Source organism: Pseudofrankia inefficax (assembly GCF_000166135.1).
Classification (GTDB): domain Bacteria; phylum Actinomycetota; class Actinomycetes; order Frankiales; family Frankiaceae; genus Pseudofrankia; species Pseudofrankia inefficax.
The window spans coordinates 2,338,587-2,356,373 of sequence record NC_014666.1 but is presented as its reverse complement, the minus strand read 5'-3'; the positions used below and the strand labels follow the sequence as shown (position 1 = coordinate 2,356,373).

Genomic DNA, 17,787 nt, shown 5'->3' with positions numbered 1-17,787 from the left:
CATACGTGTGGCGGTCTAGAGGTTGGCTTCTTCCTCGTTGGCGGTCGTATTCGTAGTGAATGTGCGGCGGGCCGGGCTGGTCCAGACGAATACCCCGGGTTGTGGTTGGTCTAGCGTCCAGCCACCGCGATGCTTCGCACGGTGATGGTGGCGGCAAAGGACGCCTAGATTGTCGAGGGCCGTGCTGCCGCCGCGAGCATGGGCGACGGTGTGGTCGAGGTCGGTGTGAGTCGCCGGCATGCCGCAGCCGGGGAACAGGCAGCGGGTCTGTTGATGGCGGACGAGTCGAGCGAGTGCCGGGGTGGGAACTCTGCGGTGGCCGAGGTCCAGGACAGTGCCGGTCGCCGGGTCGGTCAGGACGCGGCGTCAGCGGGCATCGGCGGCGAGCGCGCGCCCGACGTTCGCGGGGATCGGGCCGTAGCCGACCAGTTCCGCCGGGTCGTCGTCGAGGCCGGCGAGAGTGCCAACGGGCGCGATGACCTGGAGCTCGACGCTGACATGCTCTCGGCGGTTACCCAGGAGCAGCGCGGTCAGGACGTCAGCACGCCGGGCGTCGATCGGCCGGGAGTCCGGGTCGGTGCGGGTATCACCTTCGATGCGGGTGTCGGCTCGCGCGATCTGGTTGATCCGGTCGTAGATCGCCTGGGCGTCCTCCGCGGCGAGTACGGCGGTGAGCAGGGCCATGCCGTCATCGAGAGACTGGATGCCGATCCTGCGTTCGGTATGAGCGTCGCGGCGGCGTTTCGCGGCGGCCTGCGGGTCGAGGCGCGCGACGAGTCGGTGGATCTTGCGACACCACTGGGGCGGAGACGCCAGCCGGCTGCCAGCGAGCATCGCCGCCTCCACGACCGCGCGCTGATCGCCGGTCAGACAGGCGGTGAGCTGATGAAGCGCGAACAGGCGTGTGTGATCGAGCAGGCCCGAGGTCAGATCGGCCAGCGCGGCAGGCAGCTGGCCGGCGATCTCCCAGGCCGTCGCCAGCCGGCCGGACATCGTGCGCGGCGACTGCCCCAGCTCGGCCGCGAGCTCGTCAGCGGCGAACGGCGAGTAGGAGTCACCCGGCTCGCCGTCGCCGACCGCCGAGTTGGCCGGGCGTTGGCGCGCGAGGTGTACCTGGGTGTGGATCGTCAGACCTTCCAACCTCGCGGTCAGGCGCGCCAACCGGCCCGCCACCGCCAACGTCGCCGACGCATCACACGAGGCCAGCCCGGCCAGCACCCCGTCGAACACCCCGTCAACGAGCCCCAAACGCCCGAGCAGATCGTCGACCGGGCCGCCCCCGGGCGCGGGAAAGATTTCGGTGGCCAGGAAATCAGTAAGGCCGTCTTCGGCCGCCGGACCGGCGGCTACCGTGCCGTTCTGCGCCTGCCGCGCCCTCCAGTCATCATCGGAAGACTGTCGACCTGAGCACGAGATATCGAACGGCGGGTCACGGCCGTCCAGGGTATCGAACATGTGTTCATGTTATCCGTTTTTCGGAAATCGGCAACCGGCCAGAATGAGACCGCCAACAATACGGCCCAAGACAGCTGGAGACATTTCCCGTCGCGGAATCCTGGATTAGACGGAGTCCTGGATTAAACGGTAGCCTTGCCCACCTATCCGAGGTTCGACGTCCGACACGGCAATGTTGGCGGTCCTTCCGGATCGTCGTCCATTCGGGTCCGTCGGCGGCGTGCGTCGGCCCGCTACGGGTTCAGGGTGAGGACGCCGCGGGCGAGGTCGCCGTGTTCCAGGTCCTCGACCGCGCGGTGGAAGTCGGCGAGCGGGTAGGTGCGGGTGACCAGCTCGTCGAGCAGCAGCCGGCGGCCCCGGTACAGGTCGACGTAGCGGCGGATGTCGCGCTGTGGCTGCGACGAGCCGTACCGGCAGCCGAGGATCGACTTGTCCAGGAACATGCCCGCGACGTTGAACGACGCCTCCGTCGTCGCCGCCGGCACCCCGAGCAGCACCGCCGAGCCGGACCAGGCGAGCGCGTCGATCGCGGCCCGGATGAGGGCGGGATGGCCGACGCACTCGAAGATGTAGTCGTAGCCGGTCGGTTCGGTGTCCTGGATCGTCTCCTTGAGGACGGTGGCCGTGTCGACACCGGTGGGGTCTACGAAGTCGGTGGCGCCGAACAGCCGGGCGAGCGCCTCCTTGGCCGGGTTCACGTCGACGGCGACGATCCGTGCCGCCCCCGCGATCCGGGCTCCCTGGAGCACGTTGAGCCCGACGCCGCCGACACCGAGCACCGCCACGGTCGAGCCCGGGTGGACCTTCGCCCGCTGCAGGACCGCGCCGACGCCGGTGACCACGCCACAGCCGACGAGCGCCGCCGACGTGAGCGCCACGTCCTGGGGAATCGGCACGCACTGGTTGGCCTTCACGACGATCTCCTCGGCGAAGCAGGAGAGGTTCGCGAAGTTGTAGGCCGGCTCGCCCCGCCAGGTGAACGGCTGCGGCCGGGCGCCGAACGTCGAGCGGCACATCGTCGGGCGGCCCGCGTCGCAGTGCTGGCAGGCGCCGCAGTTGCCCAGTGTGGAGAGCACCACGTGGTCGCCGACCTTGACGTTGCCGACGGCGTCGCCGACCGCCGCGACGACGCCCGCGCCCTCGTGGCCCAGGACGACCGGCGTCGGGAACGGGATCGTCCCGTTGATCACCGAGACGTCGCTGTGGCATAAGCCGGCGGCGGCGATGCGCACCAGCGCCTCGCCCGGCCCCGGGTCACGGACGGTCAGGTCGTCGACCAGTTCGGCCTTCTGGCCGTCGAACACAACACCACGCATGATCTCCCCTTTGTCTCCGTGGTCGTGGCGTGCCTGTCGGGTCGTGACTGCCTGTCAGGCTGTGGCTGTCTGTCAGGTCGTGGCGCTCAGCCGGGCCAGACGATGCTCTGCAGCTCGCTGTACGCCTGCAGCGCGAAGGCGCCGCAGTCGCGGCCGACCCCGCTGTGCTTGAAGCCGCCGAACGGCGTCTCGTGGTTGCGGGCGACGGTGTTGATCCCGACGTTGCCGCTGCGCAGCCGGGTGGCGACGCGGTAGGCGCGCGCGGTGTCCCCGGAGAAGACGTAGTCGTAGAGGCCGAACGGGGTGCCGTTGGCGATCTGGACCGCCTCGTCCTCGTCGTCGAAGGCGAGCACGACCACGACCGGGCCGAAGAACTCCTCCTGGGCGACGGACATGTCCGGCGTGACGCCGGTCAGCAGCGTCGGCGCCGCGTAGAAGCCACGGTCCAGCTCGGGGCGCTGACCCCCGACGGCGACGGTCGCGCCAGCCCCGACGCCCTCGGCGACGAGTGCCTCGACCCGGTCGCGCTGGCTGGCCGAGATGAGCGGGCCGACGACCGTCGAGGCCAGCAGCGGGTCACCGACCGGGCAGAACCCGGCGTAGCCGACGAGCTTCTCGACCAGCTGGTCGTGGACCGAGCGGTGGACCAGGGCCCGGGTCGGGGCGGTGCAGATCTGGCCGGAGTGGAAGGCCCAGGTGCTGCCTATGCCGGAGGCTGCCCGGTCGAGGTCGGCGTCCTCGAACACGATCGCGGCGCCCTTGCCGCCGAGCTCCATGAGCTGGCGCTTCATGTCCCGGCCGGCGGCCTCGCCGATCCTGCGGCCGACGGCGGTGCTCCCGGTGAAGCTGATCATGTCGACGTCGGGCGAGGCCACCAGCGCGGCGCCGGTGTCCACCCCGGACCCGGTGACGACGTTGACCACCCCGGCCGGCACCCCGGCCTCGTGGACGATCTCGGCGAACCGCAGCACCTGCAGCGGGTCCTGCGGGGCCGGCTTGATGACGACGGTGTTCCCCATCGCCAGCGCCGGCGCGACCTTGCCGGCCAGGTTCACCAGCGGGAAGTTGTACGGGGTGATGCAGGCGACCACGCCGACCGGAGCCCGGCGGGCGACAGCGCCGACTAGCCCACCCGGGGCCAGCGGGGTCGCGTCGATCGCCTGCGGCGGCAGCGCGACCAGCGACGACTCCAGCGCGTGCCGCGCGTAGCGGCTGAACCGCTCGACGGCCACCGGCACCTGCATGGTGGACGCGACCCGCATCGTCGCGCCGGTCTCGGCCTGCACCAGCGGGACCAGGTCGTCGTTGTACTTCGTCAGCAGGTCGGCGACCCGGCCGAGCACCTCCGACCGGTGCGCCGGGCTCGCGGAAGCCCAGCCCTCGAACGCCGCCTTCGCGGCCGTCGCGGCCTGTTCCGCCTGCTGCGCGCTCGCCTCCGGTGCCGTGCCGACGACCTCCTCGGTGGCCGGGTTGACGACGTCGTAGTGACCGCCGGCCGGCTCCACCCACTCGCCGGCCAGGTAGATCCGGCTGCTCGGGACGCCCATGGCGTGTACCCCCTCGTCCGCTGGAGTGGCCACAGGCGGCGCACCCGTCGCCGGGTCACGCGACCGAAGGCCGTGGTTCCTCGCACTCCCCCGGGCCGGCGTCCTCGGGCTCCTTCGGCCGTCCGGCGCGAAGGACCGCCGAGGGCGACGGTTTCTGACGGAGCATCAGGCCCCTTGTGTGGCGGCCTGTCGCGGCTAGAGTGTAGAACAGGTTCTACCTCGAAGCCGACAGTGAACTTCCCCCTCGCACGGTCAGCGGCTGAGGTGACGCTCAGCCCGCGGGACGAGAGAGAGGGCTCGTCGGGCGGGTAGCTCCGGCGCGGGCCGGGGCGGGGGCCGGCGGCCAGACGCACGGCGGGCACACACGCCCGCGGGGCCTTGGCGCGCATGCGTGTCGCCGCCGCCGGCGTACCAGCAACCACCAGACAGCAGGCGAAGGGTGGCCTCGTTCATGGAGTTCGGGATCTTCAACTCGCTCTACCTGCCCAAGCGGCTGTCAGACCGCGACCCGATCGGCGCGGAACACAGCCGGCTGATGGACGAGGTCGCCTGGACACAGGCCGCTGACCGCGCCGGATTCAAGTACACGTGGGCGACGGAGCACCATTTCCTCGACGAGTACTCACACCTGTCGGCGAACGAGGTCTTCCTCGCCTACGTCGCCGGAACCACCAGCAACATCCACATCGGCAGCGGCATCTTCAACATCACGCCGCCGGTGAACCACCCGGCCCGGATCGCCGAACGGGCCGCGATGCTTGACCACCTGTCCGGCGGCCGGTTCGAGTTGGGCATGGGACGGGGCTCGTCGAGCACGGAGCAGAAGGGCTTCGGCATCGAGGACCCGGCGCTCACCAAGCTGATGTTCGACGAGGTCGTCGCCGAGCTGCCGAAGATGTGGAAGGACCAGCCGTATGCCCACGACGGCCAGTTCTTCAGCATGCCCGAGCGCAACGTCCTGCCGAAGCCCTACACCCGGCCGCACCCGCCGCTGTGGGTCGCCGCCGGCAACCCGGGGACGTTCGAGAAAGCGGCCAAGATGGGCCTGGGCGTGCTGTGCTTCGCCAACAGCTCACCGGAGGAGCTCGCGCCGCTCATCGAGACCTACAAGAAGAACATCGAGAAGGCCGAGCCCATCGGCGGCTACATCAACAACAACATCATGGTGACCAGCCAGATGCTGTGCCTCCAGGACGGCGACCGGGCCCGGCAGATCGCCACCGACATCACCATGAGCTACCAGCACAGCCAGGTCTACCGCTACCTGGACACGTTCCCGAAGCCGAACTGGGTGCCCGACTGGCCCGCGACCCTGCCGGAGCCGACCGTCGAGATCCTGGAACTCGGCGTCCGGGCCGGCACGATCTGCATCGGCGACCCGGACGAGGTCGAGCGCGCGGTCCAGAGCTACGTCAACATAGGGGCCGACCAGCTCGTCTTCGGCATGCTCTCGACCACGATGCCGATCGAGGTAGCCGTCGAGGCCGTGGACACATTCGGGCGCCACGTCCTGCCGAAGTTCGACAAGGACCCGGTCCACAGCACCACCCGCCAGCGCGAGGCCCAGCTCGCCGCGAAGGCCTGAACCTCCCCCGGCCGGGCCGGGGCCTGATGGAACGCGCGAAGCCCCGCGCCGTGATGGCGCGGGGCCCGTTTCCACCTGCTTCTCAGGCATGGCCCGGGTGGTCAGTGGAGGCGCCACAACCGGCTAGGAGATGCCGCTCGCCGCCGCGAAGTCCTGGTAGTCGAGCGAACCGAAGATGTTGTCGTCCGCTTCGAGCCTGGCGAGAAACAGTTGGTCGACCGCCGAGGTCTCGAACTGGTCAAGCAGAGCCTGAAAACGGGTCAGATGCGTGCGGACGCGTCGTTCCCCGTACGGGCCCATCGTTCCCGCCGTCACCATGAACGGCCAGTCACTCGCCGTGGCGAGAACGAGCTCACGTGCCAGCTGGTTCAGCACTCGGCGTTGGAGGGCCGTCGGACGCCCAGCGGCCGACGCGACGCCCGCCATCCGGGCGGCCGCGGCCCGCAGGTGCGGCCACATCCACAGGTTCTGCTCGTTGATCCAGGTCTCGCTGTACCCACCCCAGCCCCAGGACGACGCGGCTGGCATGGCGACCTGCAACCCGGCCGTGCCCGCGATCACATCCATCGGATCGGCCAGTCCTATGTCTGTCCGGGCCGCGCAGGCTCTGCCGACAACGTCGAGGAATTCCGGGCCTTCGAACCACCAGTGGCCGAACAACTCGGCATCAAAGGGGGCTGCCATGACGGCCGGCTGGCCGGTCAGGGCCGACACTGTGCTCGCTTCATGCGCGCGCGCCGCCACGAAATGCCGCGCGTGAGTGGCTGCGGCCGCGAGCCCCGCCTCCCGGTCATACAGGTGCTTGTCGCCCAGGCCGAGAGTACGGTCAGTTACCCGGTGGTACTTGATGCCGGTGTTGCGTCGCTTTCCGTCATCGAGGACCAAGCCCTCAAGGTCGGCCGCGGCCCGGTCATGCCCGGCGTCCCGGTAGAACTCCCGGTACCGGCCGTCCCCCGGGTAACCGGCGTCGGCGTTCCAGACCATGACCGTGGACTCCTGGTTCCGGGGGAACGCGACCACCCCGCTCGGGCAGGCGATGGGGGCGTTCGTGCCAAACACAGGCCGAGGGTCGGCGTACTCGACGGCATGTGACTCCACGAAGAAGTAGCGCATGCCCTCCGCCGCCAGCAGCGTGTCGAGTCCTGGCGTGAAGCCGCACTCGGGCAACCACAGGCCCTCGGGCCGGTGACCGACGCGCTCGGTGAACGCCCGGATGCCGAGGCGGAGCTGCGCCCGCTGATACGCCTGGTCAAAGGCCGGCAGGTAGGTGTGCGTCGCGCTCGTCGTGATGAGCCGGGCGACACCCGCCTTCTCCATCGCGACGAACGCCCCTACGACATCACGCGAGTAACGCCCGTGGAACCGGTCGTAGGTCGAACTCAAACGTTCCGCGTAGAAGTCGACGAGCGCACGCATCGTCTCGTCCGTCCGGAAGCGCCTCCGCTCGCCGTCGAGGAAGCTCAGCAGCCTGGTAAGCCGGAGCGAGTATCTGTCTCGCAGGAGATCGTCGGACAGCATCGCCAACAGTGTCGGCGACAACGACACCGTCATCGTCGCCGTGACCCCGTCCGCGGCCCAGCCTTCGAGCACTCCTAGCAACGGCAGATAGCAGTCGGTAAGAGCATCGAAAAGCCAGTCCTCCTCCAACGCATTCGGGTCGTCGACGTGGCGCACGAACGGCAGGTGGGCGTGCAGGGCCAGCACCACCTGGCCAGTCACCGGGTCATTCACGCGTAGCCGCCCCCTCCCCCGTATTCGCCGCCGCCCCCACCCTCTCCGCCATAGCCGCCGCCTTCATACCCGCCACCCTCATAGCCGCCGCCTTCGTACCCACCGCCGCCTTCATAGCCGCCGCCCTCGTAGCCGCCACCTTCGTAGCCGCCACCCTCGTAGCCGCCGCCCTCGTAGGCTCCGCCGCCCTCGTACCCGCCGCCGCCCTCATAGCCGCCACCGGGATAACCGCCGCCAGTTCCGCCGCCTTCGTAGCCTCCGCTGCCAGATCCGCCGGCCGCACCGTCGCTGGAGTCTCCGCCCATCTCGGGCGGCCCGAGCGTGACCGTGCTGCCATCGGGACCGGTGACCGTCACGGAACCGTCCGGGTTCGTAGTCGTGCTGGTCCCGTCGTCGAACGTCGGCGGCCCGACGGTCACGGTCGTCCCATCCGGCCCGGTGACCGTCAGGGATCCGTCCGCGTTCGCCGTGGTGGTGGTCCCGTCGTCGAACGTCGGCGGCCCGAGGGTCACCGCCTTGCCATCCGCCAATACGAAGGTCGTGGAGCCGTCTTCGTTCGCGACGGAGGCAGTCACCGGCGGAAAAGACGGTTCCGGCCCGATCGGAGATGGAATGAGCACCGACAGGAGGCCAAAACCAGCTGACATGGTCCACGCGAGATCCGAGGTGAAACCCAGGATCGTGGCTATCGCGTCCTCTCCGGCCGCCCGAGCGAGCGCTCCGGTAGCTGCCGCCGTGAACCCGGTCAACGCCGAGCCGACCCCTGCGACTCCGGACGGACTCGTCACCAGGGCCGTCTGGGTCGAAACCCCGCCGTCGGCCGTCCCTCCGTCGGATGTCCCGCCCGCGGCTGCCCCATCGCCGGCTGCTCCATTGACGGCTGCTCCATTGACGGCCGTTCCTCCGTCGGCCGCCCGAAAGGAGCGGATGGCGAGGGGTGCCGCCGCCGTTGGCCTCGACGGGCCGACCACGATCGCGATCCCGTCCGGGGTTCCCACTGCCGCCATGGCGGCGACAAGGGCACGGGCGGCCGCATGCGCCTGCTCGGTCGTGCCGCCGAACCACAGCGCACGCGCAAGCGCGTTAGCCGCTGTCATAAGCGCGCGCGGCGTCCTGACCGTCGAAGCCGTGAGGAAGCGCAGTGGCAGCACCTCGGTGCGTAGGCTGCCGCCGCTGGTGCCGACGGCCAGCCGCATTTCCGAACCGAAGCCGAACAAGCGTGCCTCGGAGCCGGCCGCGCCCGGCCACACCATCCAGACGGCCGGGCGTCGCCCCCCGACGGCGCGCGCGAAGCCACTGGCCAGGGCGGTCGCGCTGACGGAAACCCCGGCGGTGGGCCGCACCTGCTTCCCACTCGCGACCGCGCGGCGCAAATCTTGTGCTGTCGCGAACGTCGGCTGGCGCGCCGGCCGGGGCGCATTGGGCGGAGCGGCGATCTCGTTCGATCGAGCCAGCACGACAGCCTGGTCCGGGTCGGCCGACCCGGACCAGGCCTCGGCGACGTACCTTCGTCCCGGCGCCGGCAGCGACAGTTCCTGGGTTCCGTGCCATTCAGTAACACGATGAGAGGCGACCGTGACCCCGCTGTCTAAATCGACCAGGCGGAGCGTTCCCGGCAGGACGGCGTCACCTTTGACATTCCACACCACATAGGCGGACTCCGGCGCGCGGGCAAGCAGCAACACACCCTCGAAAACCGGCATCCCGCTAGCATGATCATTCGTCGTCATTGGTCAGGCCAACCAGGAGGGCCCTCGCGGGCGGACGTTTGCCGTAGACGCTTCAAGGACTGCCTGACCTCGCGGAACCGCAAGGCGGACGCCGGCCTGTTTCGCTAGTCACAGTATGTCTCGCGCTGAGGGTCTTCGCAGGCCTTCGGCGCGCCGAGGATCGCCGGGTTCTACCCCGCCGCGGCGAAAGCCACCAGGCGAGCTGCTCGCAGCCGTGCTACTCGAATTCGCCGTGCGTCGCCGGCAACACTCACCTATCGAGAACGGACGCCCCACCGACCAGCGCTAGAGCCGCTTCCGGCACGGTTCACCCGTTCCGGCGGACCGTGGCGGTCACGGCACGAGGGTCAGCGTCCTTGAAGACAGGTACGGAGACCGGCTACACGGGAGCCACGGAAGGCGTTCTAGCGGACGAGTGCCTGCTGCCCGGCGAGGACGACGGCGACGGTGTCGCCCAGGGAGGCCCGGACGCCCTCGAGGGTCATCCGGTCTCCGAGCCAGTAGCGCAGGTCGCTGAGGAAGACCTTGCCGATGATGTTGGTGATCAGCTTGTCCCGCTCGTCGACGACGTGGTCGGGCCCGAACGCGGCGACGCCGATCAGGCCGATCATCGCCTCGTCGACGTCGTCGATCTCGGTGCCGACGGTCGCCGACGCGAGCGTCATCGCCTGGATGAGGGCCTCGGCGACCAGCCGGTCCCGGCTGAGCTCGTCGACCAGGCGGTTCATCATCGCCATGACGCGGGTCGGCGGGTCGGCGGAGCCGGGCAGTGGGTCGAGCACGGCCTCGCGCAGCCCGGACAGATGACGGGCCAGCGCCGAGGCGAGCAGGTGCACCTTGGACGGGAAGTAGCGGTAGAGGGTGCCCAGCGCGACCCCGGCCTGCTCGGCCACCTCGCGCATCTGCACCTCGTCGTAGCCACCCTGGCTGGCCAGGGCGAGCGCAGCGGAAAGCATGCGTTCCCGGCGCGCCTGCTGGGAGGGGGTCGCCGTCGTGGCCGGCACGCCCTTCGCCGGCGACGTGGCCGCCGCGGCCACCGTTTCGCTCACCGGGGCCTCCTCACTGGCGCTCGACGCAACCGCCGCCACCAAAACTAGATCCTGTTCTACTCTAGGCCCACGCGGACGGCTCCACAGGCTCAGGCACCGTGTCGCGCCCCAGCCGGCGGCTCCCCCGATCGCCGGTGGCCGGTCCCGGATGCCCTGGAGCGCGCCCGCCGGCTCGTCCAGCTTCGCAGAGTGACGGGCATATCGGACGAATCTGTTGCCTAAGTCGCTCCGGTGCGATCGGCCCCGAGCCCGCGGGCAGGCAGGTCGCCCGTCAGGAGCGGTCCGGGCGGCTCAGCTGTCCGGTGCCCCCGGGCGGGGGAACGTCACGCCAGCGGTGACAGAACGCAACCCCGACCGCGCACGGCCGGCGCCGACAGCCGTCGCCGCGGGGCCCGCCGCGGCGACCGGCCGCGTGCCGCGCACCGTATCCGTGGCTCGGCGCCGAGATACCGGACGCGGGGCTACTATCCGACGCAGAGCAGGTCGAATAGGTGGCACCGGCCTGGCTGGTCGCCACCGTCCCCGCCGGTTCAACCGCCCGCGAGCGTCGGACGCACGCGACATCTGGGAAAGGAAGCCTGGTGGCAGACAGCGGCACCGACGAGGGCCGGTCGTGGGACTTCCAGTCGGCGATAGCCGCCGACGAGGTCACCCCCGGGCCGGACGGCGAGCCCGTCGACCTCCGTACCGACGTCGCGCACGTCGCCCGGATCTACGACTACTGGCTCGGCGGCAAGACCAACTACCCGGCTGACCGGGAGGTCGCCGAGAAGGTCCTCGCCGCGATGCCGTCGACCACCCAGAGCGTCCGGGCGAACCGGTCCTTCCTGCGGCGCGCGGTGCACCTGCTCGCCGCCGAGCGCGGCATCCGCCAGTTCCTCGACATCGGCACGGGCGTGCCCTCCGCCGACAACACCCACGAGGTCGCCCAGCGCGCCGCGCCGGACGCCCGGGTCGTCTACGCCGACAACGACCCGATCGTGCTGGCCCACGCGCAGGCTCTGCTGACCAGCACCACCGACGGGGCGACCGCGTACGTCCAGGGAGACGTCCGCGAGCCGGGCGCCCTGCTCGCCAAGGCCGCGGAACTCCTCGACTTCAGCCAGCCCGTCGCGCTCATGCTGGTCGCGATCATGCACTGCGTGAGTGACGACGAGTCTCCGTACGACGTCGTGCGCACTCTCGCCGAGGCGCTGCCGGCGGGCAGTTACCTCGTCCTGTCCCATCCGGGCATCGCGAGCGCCGGGGCACAGACGAGCACCCCGAGCGCCGACGCGCTCGCGGCCGCGGCCCTGCTGCGATCGGCGTCGGCGGGCGCGACGATCACGTTCCGCAGCCAGGAGCAGGTCGTCCCGTTCTTCGACGGCTGGGACCTGCTCGACCCGGGCGTCGTGCTCGCGACCAAGTGGCGCGCGGACGAGCCGGAGCAGACCATCGTCTGGGCCGGCGTCGGCCACAAGCCGGCCTGACGCCCCCGCCCCAGGCGGCCCTGGCCTAGTCCAGGTAACGCGCGAGACTGTCGGCGACGCAGACCTGGTGGTCGGTGTCGCCGGCGGTCAGGGTGACCCGGAAGGTGACCTGGACGCCGCCGGGAACGTCCGCCACCTCGGTGATCATCAGGCTGCCCAGGACGGCGCCACCGACCGGCAGCCCGGCCGGAAATCGTACCGGGCCGGTGCCGTAGTTGACACCCATCGCGAAGCCTCGAACATCGACGAGCCGCGGCAACACGTCGTTCACGAGCGACAGCAGCAGCAGCTTCGGCACCGCCCGGCCGGACGTCGGCCCGGCACACGTCGAAGGCGGCCCGGCCGGCCAACCAGTGGCGGTTTCGAACGCCGCGACCCGCTCGGGGCCGACGAGCACCGGCCCGGCCGGCCCGAGCTCACGGCCGACCGCCGCGCGCACGGCGTCCACACCGGTCAGCACGAGCGGTGCCGCCGCCGGCCTGCTCATCCGGGCTCCGGGGCCACGGCGACCGGTCGCGGCGCGGCGGCGCCGGAGGCCGCGAGCCGGTCGAGCACGGCGGCCGCCTCCGCGACGATCCGGCCGACCAGCTCCTCGACCGTCGGCACGTCGTCGATCAGACCCGCCACCTGGCCGGACGTCATCAGCCCGAGGTCGTCACGGCCCTCGACCATCGACGCGCGCAGCAGCATCGGGGTGTTGGCGCTCATCAGCACCTGGCTCCAGGTCAGCCCGCCGTGCGAGCGCAGCGCCCGGCCCTCACGCAGCAGCCCGCGCCAGGTCGCGCCCGAGGCCCGGCGGAACGCGGCCGCGTTGCGGATGGCGCGCGGGAACCGGGTGAGCGGGCCGGCCGAGGTCAGCCCGTCGACCAGCGGAGTCCGCAGCACCCGGTGCGGCACGCCGTCGACCCGGGTGGTGACGACAGTGCCGTCGACGCCGGCGGCCAGGTAGTGCGCCTTGACGTTGTCGGCGACGGTGCTGTCGGCCGTGAGCAGGAACCGGGTGCCCATCCCGATGCCGGCGGCGCCGTAGGCGAGCGCGGCGACGAGGCCGCGGCCGTCGAAGTAGCCGCCCGCGGCGACCACCGGGATGTCGACGGCGTCGACCACCTGCGGCACGAGTAGCGACGTCGGGACGGCGCCGGTGTGCCCGCCGCCCTCCCCACCCTGGACGAGCACCGCGTCGGCGCCCCAGGAGGCGACCTTCTCGGCGTGCCGGCGGGCCCCGACCGACGGCATCGTGACGATCCCGGCGTCGCGCAGCCGGGCGAACAGGTCCTTGCGCGGCGCGAGCGCGAACGACGCGACCCGCACCCCTTCGCGGACCATGAGCGCGACCCGGTCCTCGACGTCCTCGGCGTCGGACCGCAGGTTGACGCCGAACGGCGCGTCGGTGCGCTCCTTCACCGCGCGGACCGCACCGGCCAGCTGGTCGAGCGTCATCGTCGCCGAACCGAGGATGCCCAGCCCGCCGGCGGCCGAGGTCGCCGCGGTCAGCCGGGCGCCGGACACCCATCCCATCCCGGTCTGGACGATCGGGTAGCGCGCCCCGGTGAGGCGGGTGAACGCCGTCTCCAGCCGCGGGTCGCCACTCACGCGGCCACCTCGCGGTAGCGCAGTCCCTTGGGGTCCAGCACGTCGAGCAGGTCCAGCTCGGCGGCCGACGGCTCCGGCGTCACCGGTACGGCGTCCGACCCGGCGGCCGGCAGGACGAGGGGGAAGCCAGTCGCGGCGAGGACCTCGTCGACGGTCACGCCCGGGTGCACGGAGGCGAGCCGCAGCCGGTTGTCGGGGCTCGCGAAGTCGAGGACGGCGAGGTCCGTGACCACCCGGCCCAGGCCGTGGAAGCGGGTGGCGGACGGGCCGGCCGCGCGGGCTCGGTCGTAGCCGACGCCGCAGACGACGTCGACGCGCTCGACGAACACCCGCGGCCCGTGCCTGGGCACCCAGTAGCTGGTGGCGTGGTTGACGGTGTTTCCCGGGGCGCCGCGGGTGCCGATGAGCTGGGCCTTCGGGCGGGCGTGCGGGCCGACCGCGGAGATGTTCATGTTGCCGAAGGCGTCGAGCTGCGATGGGATCATGATCACGTGACGGCGGCCGGCGGCCACGACGTCGAACACGGACCGGAACGGCAGCCAGCCCTCCACGACCGCCTCCGACGGGGGCGCGCCCAGCGGCGGGGTGTTGGCCAGCAGCATGGCCTCGCCGTCGGAGAGCACCAGGTCGGGGGCGAACAGCAGGCGGGCGAGCCGGGCGCCGAGCGCGGGCGCGGTCCCGAAGGCGCTGGCGAGGATCTCACCGGCGCCGCGGAAGGCCTCGGCGCACGCCAGCGCGCAGACGTCTGCCCGGCGGGCGACCGGCCCGCCGACCGCTGGCATCGGCCGGGCCGGGGCCGCCTCGGGCTGCGTCATCGACCGGTCTCCTTCTCGCCCCGAAGCGACTGCTGGGCCCGGACCGCGGCCTGGTAGCCGGCCTCGTCGCCGGCCAGGTACCGCTCGTGGAAGGCGGCCCAGTCCTGCGAGCCCCCACCCGCCGCGGCCGCCGCCACGTAGGCACGCTGGAACGTCTCGTCGCGGTCGTAGTCGGGGACGCAGCTGGTGAAATGGGCGCCGTTCGGCGTCTCAACGACCGCGTCGACCATCATCCGGTTGATCCGCAGTGCCTGGACCGGGGCTTCCTTCGTCAGCTGGGCGGTCTCGACCACCCGCTCGCAGGACAGCACCCGGTGGCGGGCGGCGAGGCAGAACAGGTCGTCGAAGTACGGGTCGGGGCCGAGGAAGGCCGCGTTCCCGGCGGCGTCGGCCCGGTTCGCGTGCACGAACGCGACGTCGAGGGGCAGCGCCGGCATGGCGACGAGCTCCTCGCCGTCCGGGTAGGGCGACCTGACGGTCCGCAGGCCGGGGAAGGTCGCCGGGACGTCCGAGCCGAGGCCGGCCCGGATCGGCAGGAACGGCAGCCGGTGCGCGGCGGCTAGCAGGCCCCACTGCAGCATGCCCTCGTCCAGCTCGCGGAACTCGATCTCGCCGCGCTGGCGGGCGGCCCGGAAATGCGGCTCCAGCGCGATCGAGTCCAGCGAGACGAACCCGCTGACCAGCACGCGGATCTTCCCGGCCGCGGCGAGCAGGCCGACGTCGGGGCCGCCATAGGTGACGACGGTCAGGTCGGTGGCCGGCCCGCGGGCGAGCGCCCGGACCAGGGCCATCGGCTTGCGGCGCGAGCCCCAGCCGCCGATCCCGATGGTCATCCCGCTCTCGACCGCCGCGACGGCGGCACCGACCGTGGTCAGCTTCGCGCCCATCAACCGCCCCTCAGCAGAGCGTGCGGCCGGTGTCCGGACCCCACGGCGTACATCTACACAAGCGCTTGCTTGGTCGGGTAAGTTACCAGCCGTCGACGGCCACCGCGAGGAGATGACGCGTGAGCGAAGGAGTGAGCGAGCGTAGTGGACGTCCGAGGTACGAGGACGGCCGCGTAGCGAGTGAAGCGACGGAGCGAACCAGAGACGCTGCAAGCGAAGCCGGACCTACCAGATCGGCTCCGCCGATCCGGCAGGAACCCCGGGAGCGAACCCGGGACGTTGTGGGCGAGGGCGGGGTCTGTGCCGGCCGGGTCGTGATCGTCACCGGCGCGGGACGGGGCATCGGCCGGGCACACGCGCTGGAGTTCGCCCGCCAGGGCGCCCGGGTCGTCGTCAACGACGTCGGGGTGGCGCTGGACGGCGCCGCCGCCGGGGAGCCCGTCGCGAGCGGCGTCGTCGAGGAGATCAGGGCGCTCGGCGGCGAGGCGGTCGTGAGCACCGACGACGTCGCCGACTGGTCCGGGGCCGAGGCGCTCGTGCGCACCGCCGTGGACACGTTCGGCCGGCTCGACGTGCTGGTCAACAACGCTGGCTTCGTGCGCGACCGGATGCTCGTCTCGATGACCGAGCAGGAGTGGGACGCGGTGGTGCGCGTCCACCTCAAGGGGCACGCGGCGCCGCTGCGGCACGCCGCCGGCTACTGGCGCGACGAGGCCAAGGCCGGCCGGCGCCCGGACGCCCGGATCATCAACACCAGCTCCGGCGCCGGCCTGCAGGGCAGCGTCGGGCAGGGCAACTATGGCGCCGCGAAGGCCGGGATCGCCGCGCTGACACTGATCGCCGCGACCGAGCTGGCCCGCTACGGGGTGACGGCGAACGCCATCGCCCCGTCGGCGCGGACCCGGATGACCGAGGGCGTCTTCGACACGATGGCGCCGGTCGAGTCCGGCTTCGACGCGATGGACCCGGCGAACATCGCGCCGCTGGTGGTGTGGCTGGGCAGCGAGCGCTCGGCGCACGTGACCGGCCAGGTCTTCGAGGTCGAGGGCGGGAAGCTCGCCGTCGCGAGCGGCTGGCGGCACGGGGTGCCGATCGACCGCGGCGCCCGCTGGGAGACGGCCCAGGTCGGGGTCGCCGTCGACAAGCTGCTCGCGGCCGCTCCCCCGGCCGAACCGGTCTACGGAGCCTGACGCGCCGCCGCCAGGGAATGGGAGATCAGCCATGCTTTCTGTGCTGCGGTTCAACTTCGCGGTGCCCGGCCTCGACCGGGGCGCGCTCGCAGCGGCGTACCAGGCCGGCATCGAGATGGCCAGCTACGCCGACGAGGCCGGCATCCCGATGGTGTCGTTGGAGGAGCACCACGGCGCCGACAACGGCTGGAGCCCGGCGCCGCTGGTCAACGCGGGCCTGATCCTCGGCGCGACGAAGCGGGTGCACGTCATCGTCCAGGCGCTGCTGGTGCCACTGAGCGACCCCCTGCGGCTGGCCGAGCAGCTCGCGGTGCTCGACCTGGCCGGCCGCGGTCGGATCACCGCGGTCGCCGGCCTCGGCTATCGACCGGTGGAGTACGCGGACGCCGGCCTGGACTGGTCGAGGCGCGGGGCCCTGATGGACGAGTCGCTGACCGCGATGCTGGCCGCGTGGACCGGCGAGCCGTTCGAGTACCGCGGCCGGACGGTCCGGGTGACGCCGCCACCGGCGAGCCCACCGGCCCAGCTGCTCTGGGTCGGTGGCTCCGCGAAGGTCTCGGCGCGCCGCGCGGCCCGGCTCGGGCTGCCGCTGTGCCCGGCGAACAACCTGCCCGAGCTGGAGGCCTATTACTACGAGCAGTGCACCCAGCAGGGCACCTCCGGTTTCGTCGTGATGCCGCCGGCGGAAACGGCGTTCGTGCACGTCGCCGAGGACCCCGACAAGGCGTGGGCGGAACTCGGCGAGCACTTCCTGGCGGAGGCGACGCTGTATTCGTCCTGGCAGCCGGAGGGACAGACCTCGGCCGCGCATTCGCACGCGACGACCGTCGACGAGCTGCGCGCCGAGGGCCGTTACCGGATTCTGACGCCGGACGAATGTGTACGACGCGGCCTGTCCGCCGGGCCAGGCGAGCTGGGCCCGGTGACCGTGCTGCACCCGCTGTGCGGCGGAATGCCGCCCGAGCGCGGCTGGGAAAGCCTGCGCCTGTTCGTCGAGAAGGTGCTTCCCCGCGTCGCCGCCGAGGCCGCTCCCACCGGCTGACCGAGGCCGGCTACCGGCTGTAGAGGCGCCTTTGGGCCGAAGCTCGAGCGGTGAGCTTTTCCACGCCCAGGCTCGGGACCTTCTCCTCTCGCTTTTGGCCCGAAAGTCACGCCGGGGGCTGCTCGTCGTGCTGGAGTTGTCAGCCAGCGCGGGTTGACTGTTCGGAGCCGACCCGGCCCGCGAGCCGCGGCTGATTACAGCGAGTGTTGCCTCGCGTGGTCCTCCGGCTGCCCGCGATACGCGGTGCGGCCGGGACGGTACGCTCAAACCACCCCATGTTGGACGGCAATCCCCAGATAGCGGCCCTGAACGCCCCCGCGGACCGCGAATCTCCGGATCGTCAACACCGGCGGAAAGTCGGCGAGGCCAGCGAGCGAC

At 71.6% G+C, this 17,787-nt stretch carries 15 protein-coding genes; 4 read left to right on the top strand and 11 right to left on the bottom strand.

Features of this window, described 5'->3' with window-relative positions; all coding sequences use genetic code 11:
- Positions 1-15 precede the first annotated feature (15 nt).
- From FRAEUI1C_RS40885 to FRAEUI1C_RS09595, 4 genes are all read right to left on the bottom strand, one after another.
- Entirely contained in the window at positions 16-240 is a 225-nt protein-coding gene (locus FRAEUI1C_RS40885) for an HNH endonuclease (protein ID WP_232425364.1), read from the bottom strand.
- Positions 241-366: 126 nt separating this feature from the next.
- On the bottom strand, positions 367-1,248 hold the full coding sequence (locus tag FRAEUI1C_RS09605) for a DUF222 domain-containing protein (protein WP_232425363.1): 882 nt from the start codon (positions 1,246-1,248) through the stop codon (positions 367-369).
- Between the two features lie 440 nt (positions 1,249-1,688).
- Positions 1,689-2,771, bottom strand: a complete 1,083-nt coding sequence (locus FRAEUI1C_RS09600) for an alcohol dehydrogenase catalytic domain-containing protein (RefSeq protein ID WP_013423100.1) — start codon at positions 2,769-2,771, stop codon at positions 1,689-1,691.
- Between the two features lie 86 nt (positions 2,772-2,857).
- The gene (locus FRAEUI1C_RS09595; protein WP_232425362.1) at positions 2,858-4,351 is read right to left on the bottom strand and encodes an aldehyde dehydrogenase family protein; all 1,494 of its coding nucleotides are present in this window, start codon (positions 4,349-4,351) and stop codon (positions 2,858-2,860) included.
- A gap of 418 nt (positions 4,352-4,769) precedes the next feature.
- On the opposite strand from FRAEUI1C_RS09595, the gene FRAEUI1C_RS09590 reads away from it, so the two are divergent.
- Positions 4,770-5,903 carry an LLM class flavin-dependent oxidoreductase gene (locus FRAEUI1C_RS09590; protein ID WP_013423098.1) on the top strand — a complete coding sequence of 378 codons (1,134 nt, stop codon included), beginning with the start codon at positions 4,770-4,772 and terminating at the stop codon, positions 5,901-5,903.
- A 123-nt stretch (positions 5,904-6,026) separates the two neighbouring features.
- Here FRAEUI1C_RS09590 and FRAEUI1C_RS09585 read toward each other — a convergent pair whose 3' ends face one another.
- The 3 genes from FRAEUI1C_RS09585 to FRAEUI1C_RS09575 form a co-directional block, all read right to left on the bottom strand.
- A complete protein-coding gene (locus FRAEUI1C_RS09585; protein WP_041259125.1) occupies positions 6,027-7,622 on the bottom strand; it encodes a glycoside hydrolase family 57 protein in 1,596 nt (531 codons plus the stop codon).
- 8 nt (positions 7,623-7,630) lie between these two features.
- Positions 7,631-9,337, bottom strand: a complete 1,707-nt coding sequence (locus tag FRAEUI1C_RS41590; RefSeq protein ID WP_013423096.1) for a hypothetical protein — start codon at positions 9,335-9,337, stop codon at positions 7,631-7,633.
- A gap of 431 nt (positions 9,338-9,768) precedes the next feature.
- Complete coding sequence (locus FRAEUI1C_RS09575; RefSeq protein ID WP_013423095.1) at positions 9,769-10,413, bottom strand: TetR family transcriptional regulator; 645 nt, start codon at positions 10,411-10,413, stop codon at positions 9,769-9,771.
- 581 nt (positions 10,414-10,994) lie between these two features.
- Here FRAEUI1C_RS09575 and FRAEUI1C_RS09570 point away from each other — a divergent pair.
- Positions 10,995-11,882, top strand: coding sequence for an SAM-dependent methyltransferase (locus tag FRAEUI1C_RS09570; protein ID WP_013423094.1), 888 nt, complete (start codon positions 10,995-10,997; stop codon positions 11,880-11,882).
- Between the two features lie 25 nt (positions 11,883-11,907).
- Here the strand turns inward: FRAEUI1C_RS09570 and FRAEUI1C_RS09565 are convergent, their stop codons facing one another.
- Genes FRAEUI1C_RS09565 through FRAEUI1C_RS09550 form a run of 4 tightly spaced genes read right to left on the bottom strand, consistent with a single transcriptional unit; the run spans position 11,908 to position 15,177 of the window.
- Positions 11,908-12,369, bottom strand: coding sequence for a hotdog family protein (locus tag FRAEUI1C_RS09565; protein WP_013423093.1), 462 nt, complete (start codon positions 12,367-12,369; stop codon positions 11,908-11,910).
- Positions 12,366-13,475, bottom strand: a complete 1,110-nt coding sequence (locus FRAEUI1C_RS09560; protein WP_013423092.1) for an NAD(P)H-dependent flavin oxidoreductase — start codon at positions 13,473-13,475, stop codon at positions 12,366-12,368. Before FRAEUI1C_RS09560 ends, FRAEUI1C_RS09565 begins: the two co-directional genes overlap by 4 nt.
- Positions 13,472-14,290 (bottom strand): CoA-transferase subunit beta, encoded by an 819-nt coding sequence (locus tag FRAEUI1C_RS09555; protein WP_013423091.1) that lies wholly within the window; start codon positions 14,288-14,290, stop codon positions 13,472-13,474. The genes FRAEUI1C_RS09560 and FRAEUI1C_RS09555 overlap by 4 nt, the downstream gene beginning before the upstream one ends.
- A complete protein-coding gene (locus FRAEUI1C_RS09550) occupies positions 14,287-15,177 on the bottom strand; it encodes a CoA transferase subunit A (RefSeq protein ID WP_013423090.1) in 891 nt (296 codons plus the stop codon). Before FRAEUI1C_RS09550 ends, FRAEUI1C_RS09555 begins: the two co-directional genes overlap by 4 nt.
- Positions 15,178-15,458: 281 nt before the next feature.
- On the opposite strand from FRAEUI1C_RS09550, the gene FRAEUI1C_RS09545 reads away from it, so the two are divergent.
- Positions 15,459-16,367: an SDR family oxidoreductase gene (locus tag FRAEUI1C_RS09545; RefSeq protein WP_013423089.1), complete on the top strand. Its 909-nt coding sequence runs from the start codon at positions 15,459-15,461 to the stop codon at positions 16,365-16,367.
- Positions 16,368-16,398: 31 nt separating this feature from the next.
- Complete coding sequence (locus tag FRAEUI1C_RS09540; RefSeq protein WP_013423088.1) at positions 16,399-17,409, top strand: LLM class flavin-dependent oxidoreductase; 1,011 nt, start codon at positions 16,399-16,401, stop codon at positions 17,407-17,409.
- The last annotated feature ends 378 nt before the right edge of the window (positions 17,410-17,787 follow it).

Bases quoted from the DNA above. Each gene is read 5' to 3' on its own strand.
- FRAEUI1C_RS09540 (WP_013423088.1), top strand. From the start codon at position 16,399: ATGCTTTCTGTGCTGCGGTTCAACTTCGCGGTGCCCGGCCTCGACCGG.
- FRAEUI1C_RS09550 (WP_013423090.1), bottom strand. From the start codon at position 15,177: ATGGGCGCGAAGCTGACCACGGTCGGTGCCGCCGTCGCGGCGGTCGAG.
- FRAEUI1C_RS41590 (WP_013423096.1), bottom strand. From the start codon at position 9,337: ATGCCGGTTTTCGAGGGTGTGTTGCTGCTTGCCCGCGCGCCGGAGTCC.
- FRAEUI1C_RS09565 (WP_013423093.1), bottom strand. From the start codon at position 12,369: ATGAGCAGGCCGGCGGCGGCACCGCTCGTGCTGACCGGTGTGGACGCC.
- FRAEUI1C_RS09600 (WP_013423100.1), bottom strand. From the start codon at position 2,771: ATGCGTGGTGTTGTGTTCGACGGCCAGAAGGCCGAACTGGTCGACGAC.
- FRAEUI1C_RS40885 (WP_232425364.1), bottom strand. From the start codon at position 240: ATGCCGGCGACTCACACCGACCTCGACCACACCGTCGCCCATGCTCGC.
- FRAEUI1C_RS09590 (WP_013423098.1), top strand. From the start codon at position 4,770: ATGGAGTTCGGGATCTTCAACTCGCTCTACCTGCCCAAGCGGCTGTCA.
- FRAEUI1C_RS09555 (WP_013423091.1), bottom strand. From the start codon at position 14,290: ATGACGCAGCCCGAGGCGGCCCCGGCCCGGCCGATGCCAGCGGTCGGC.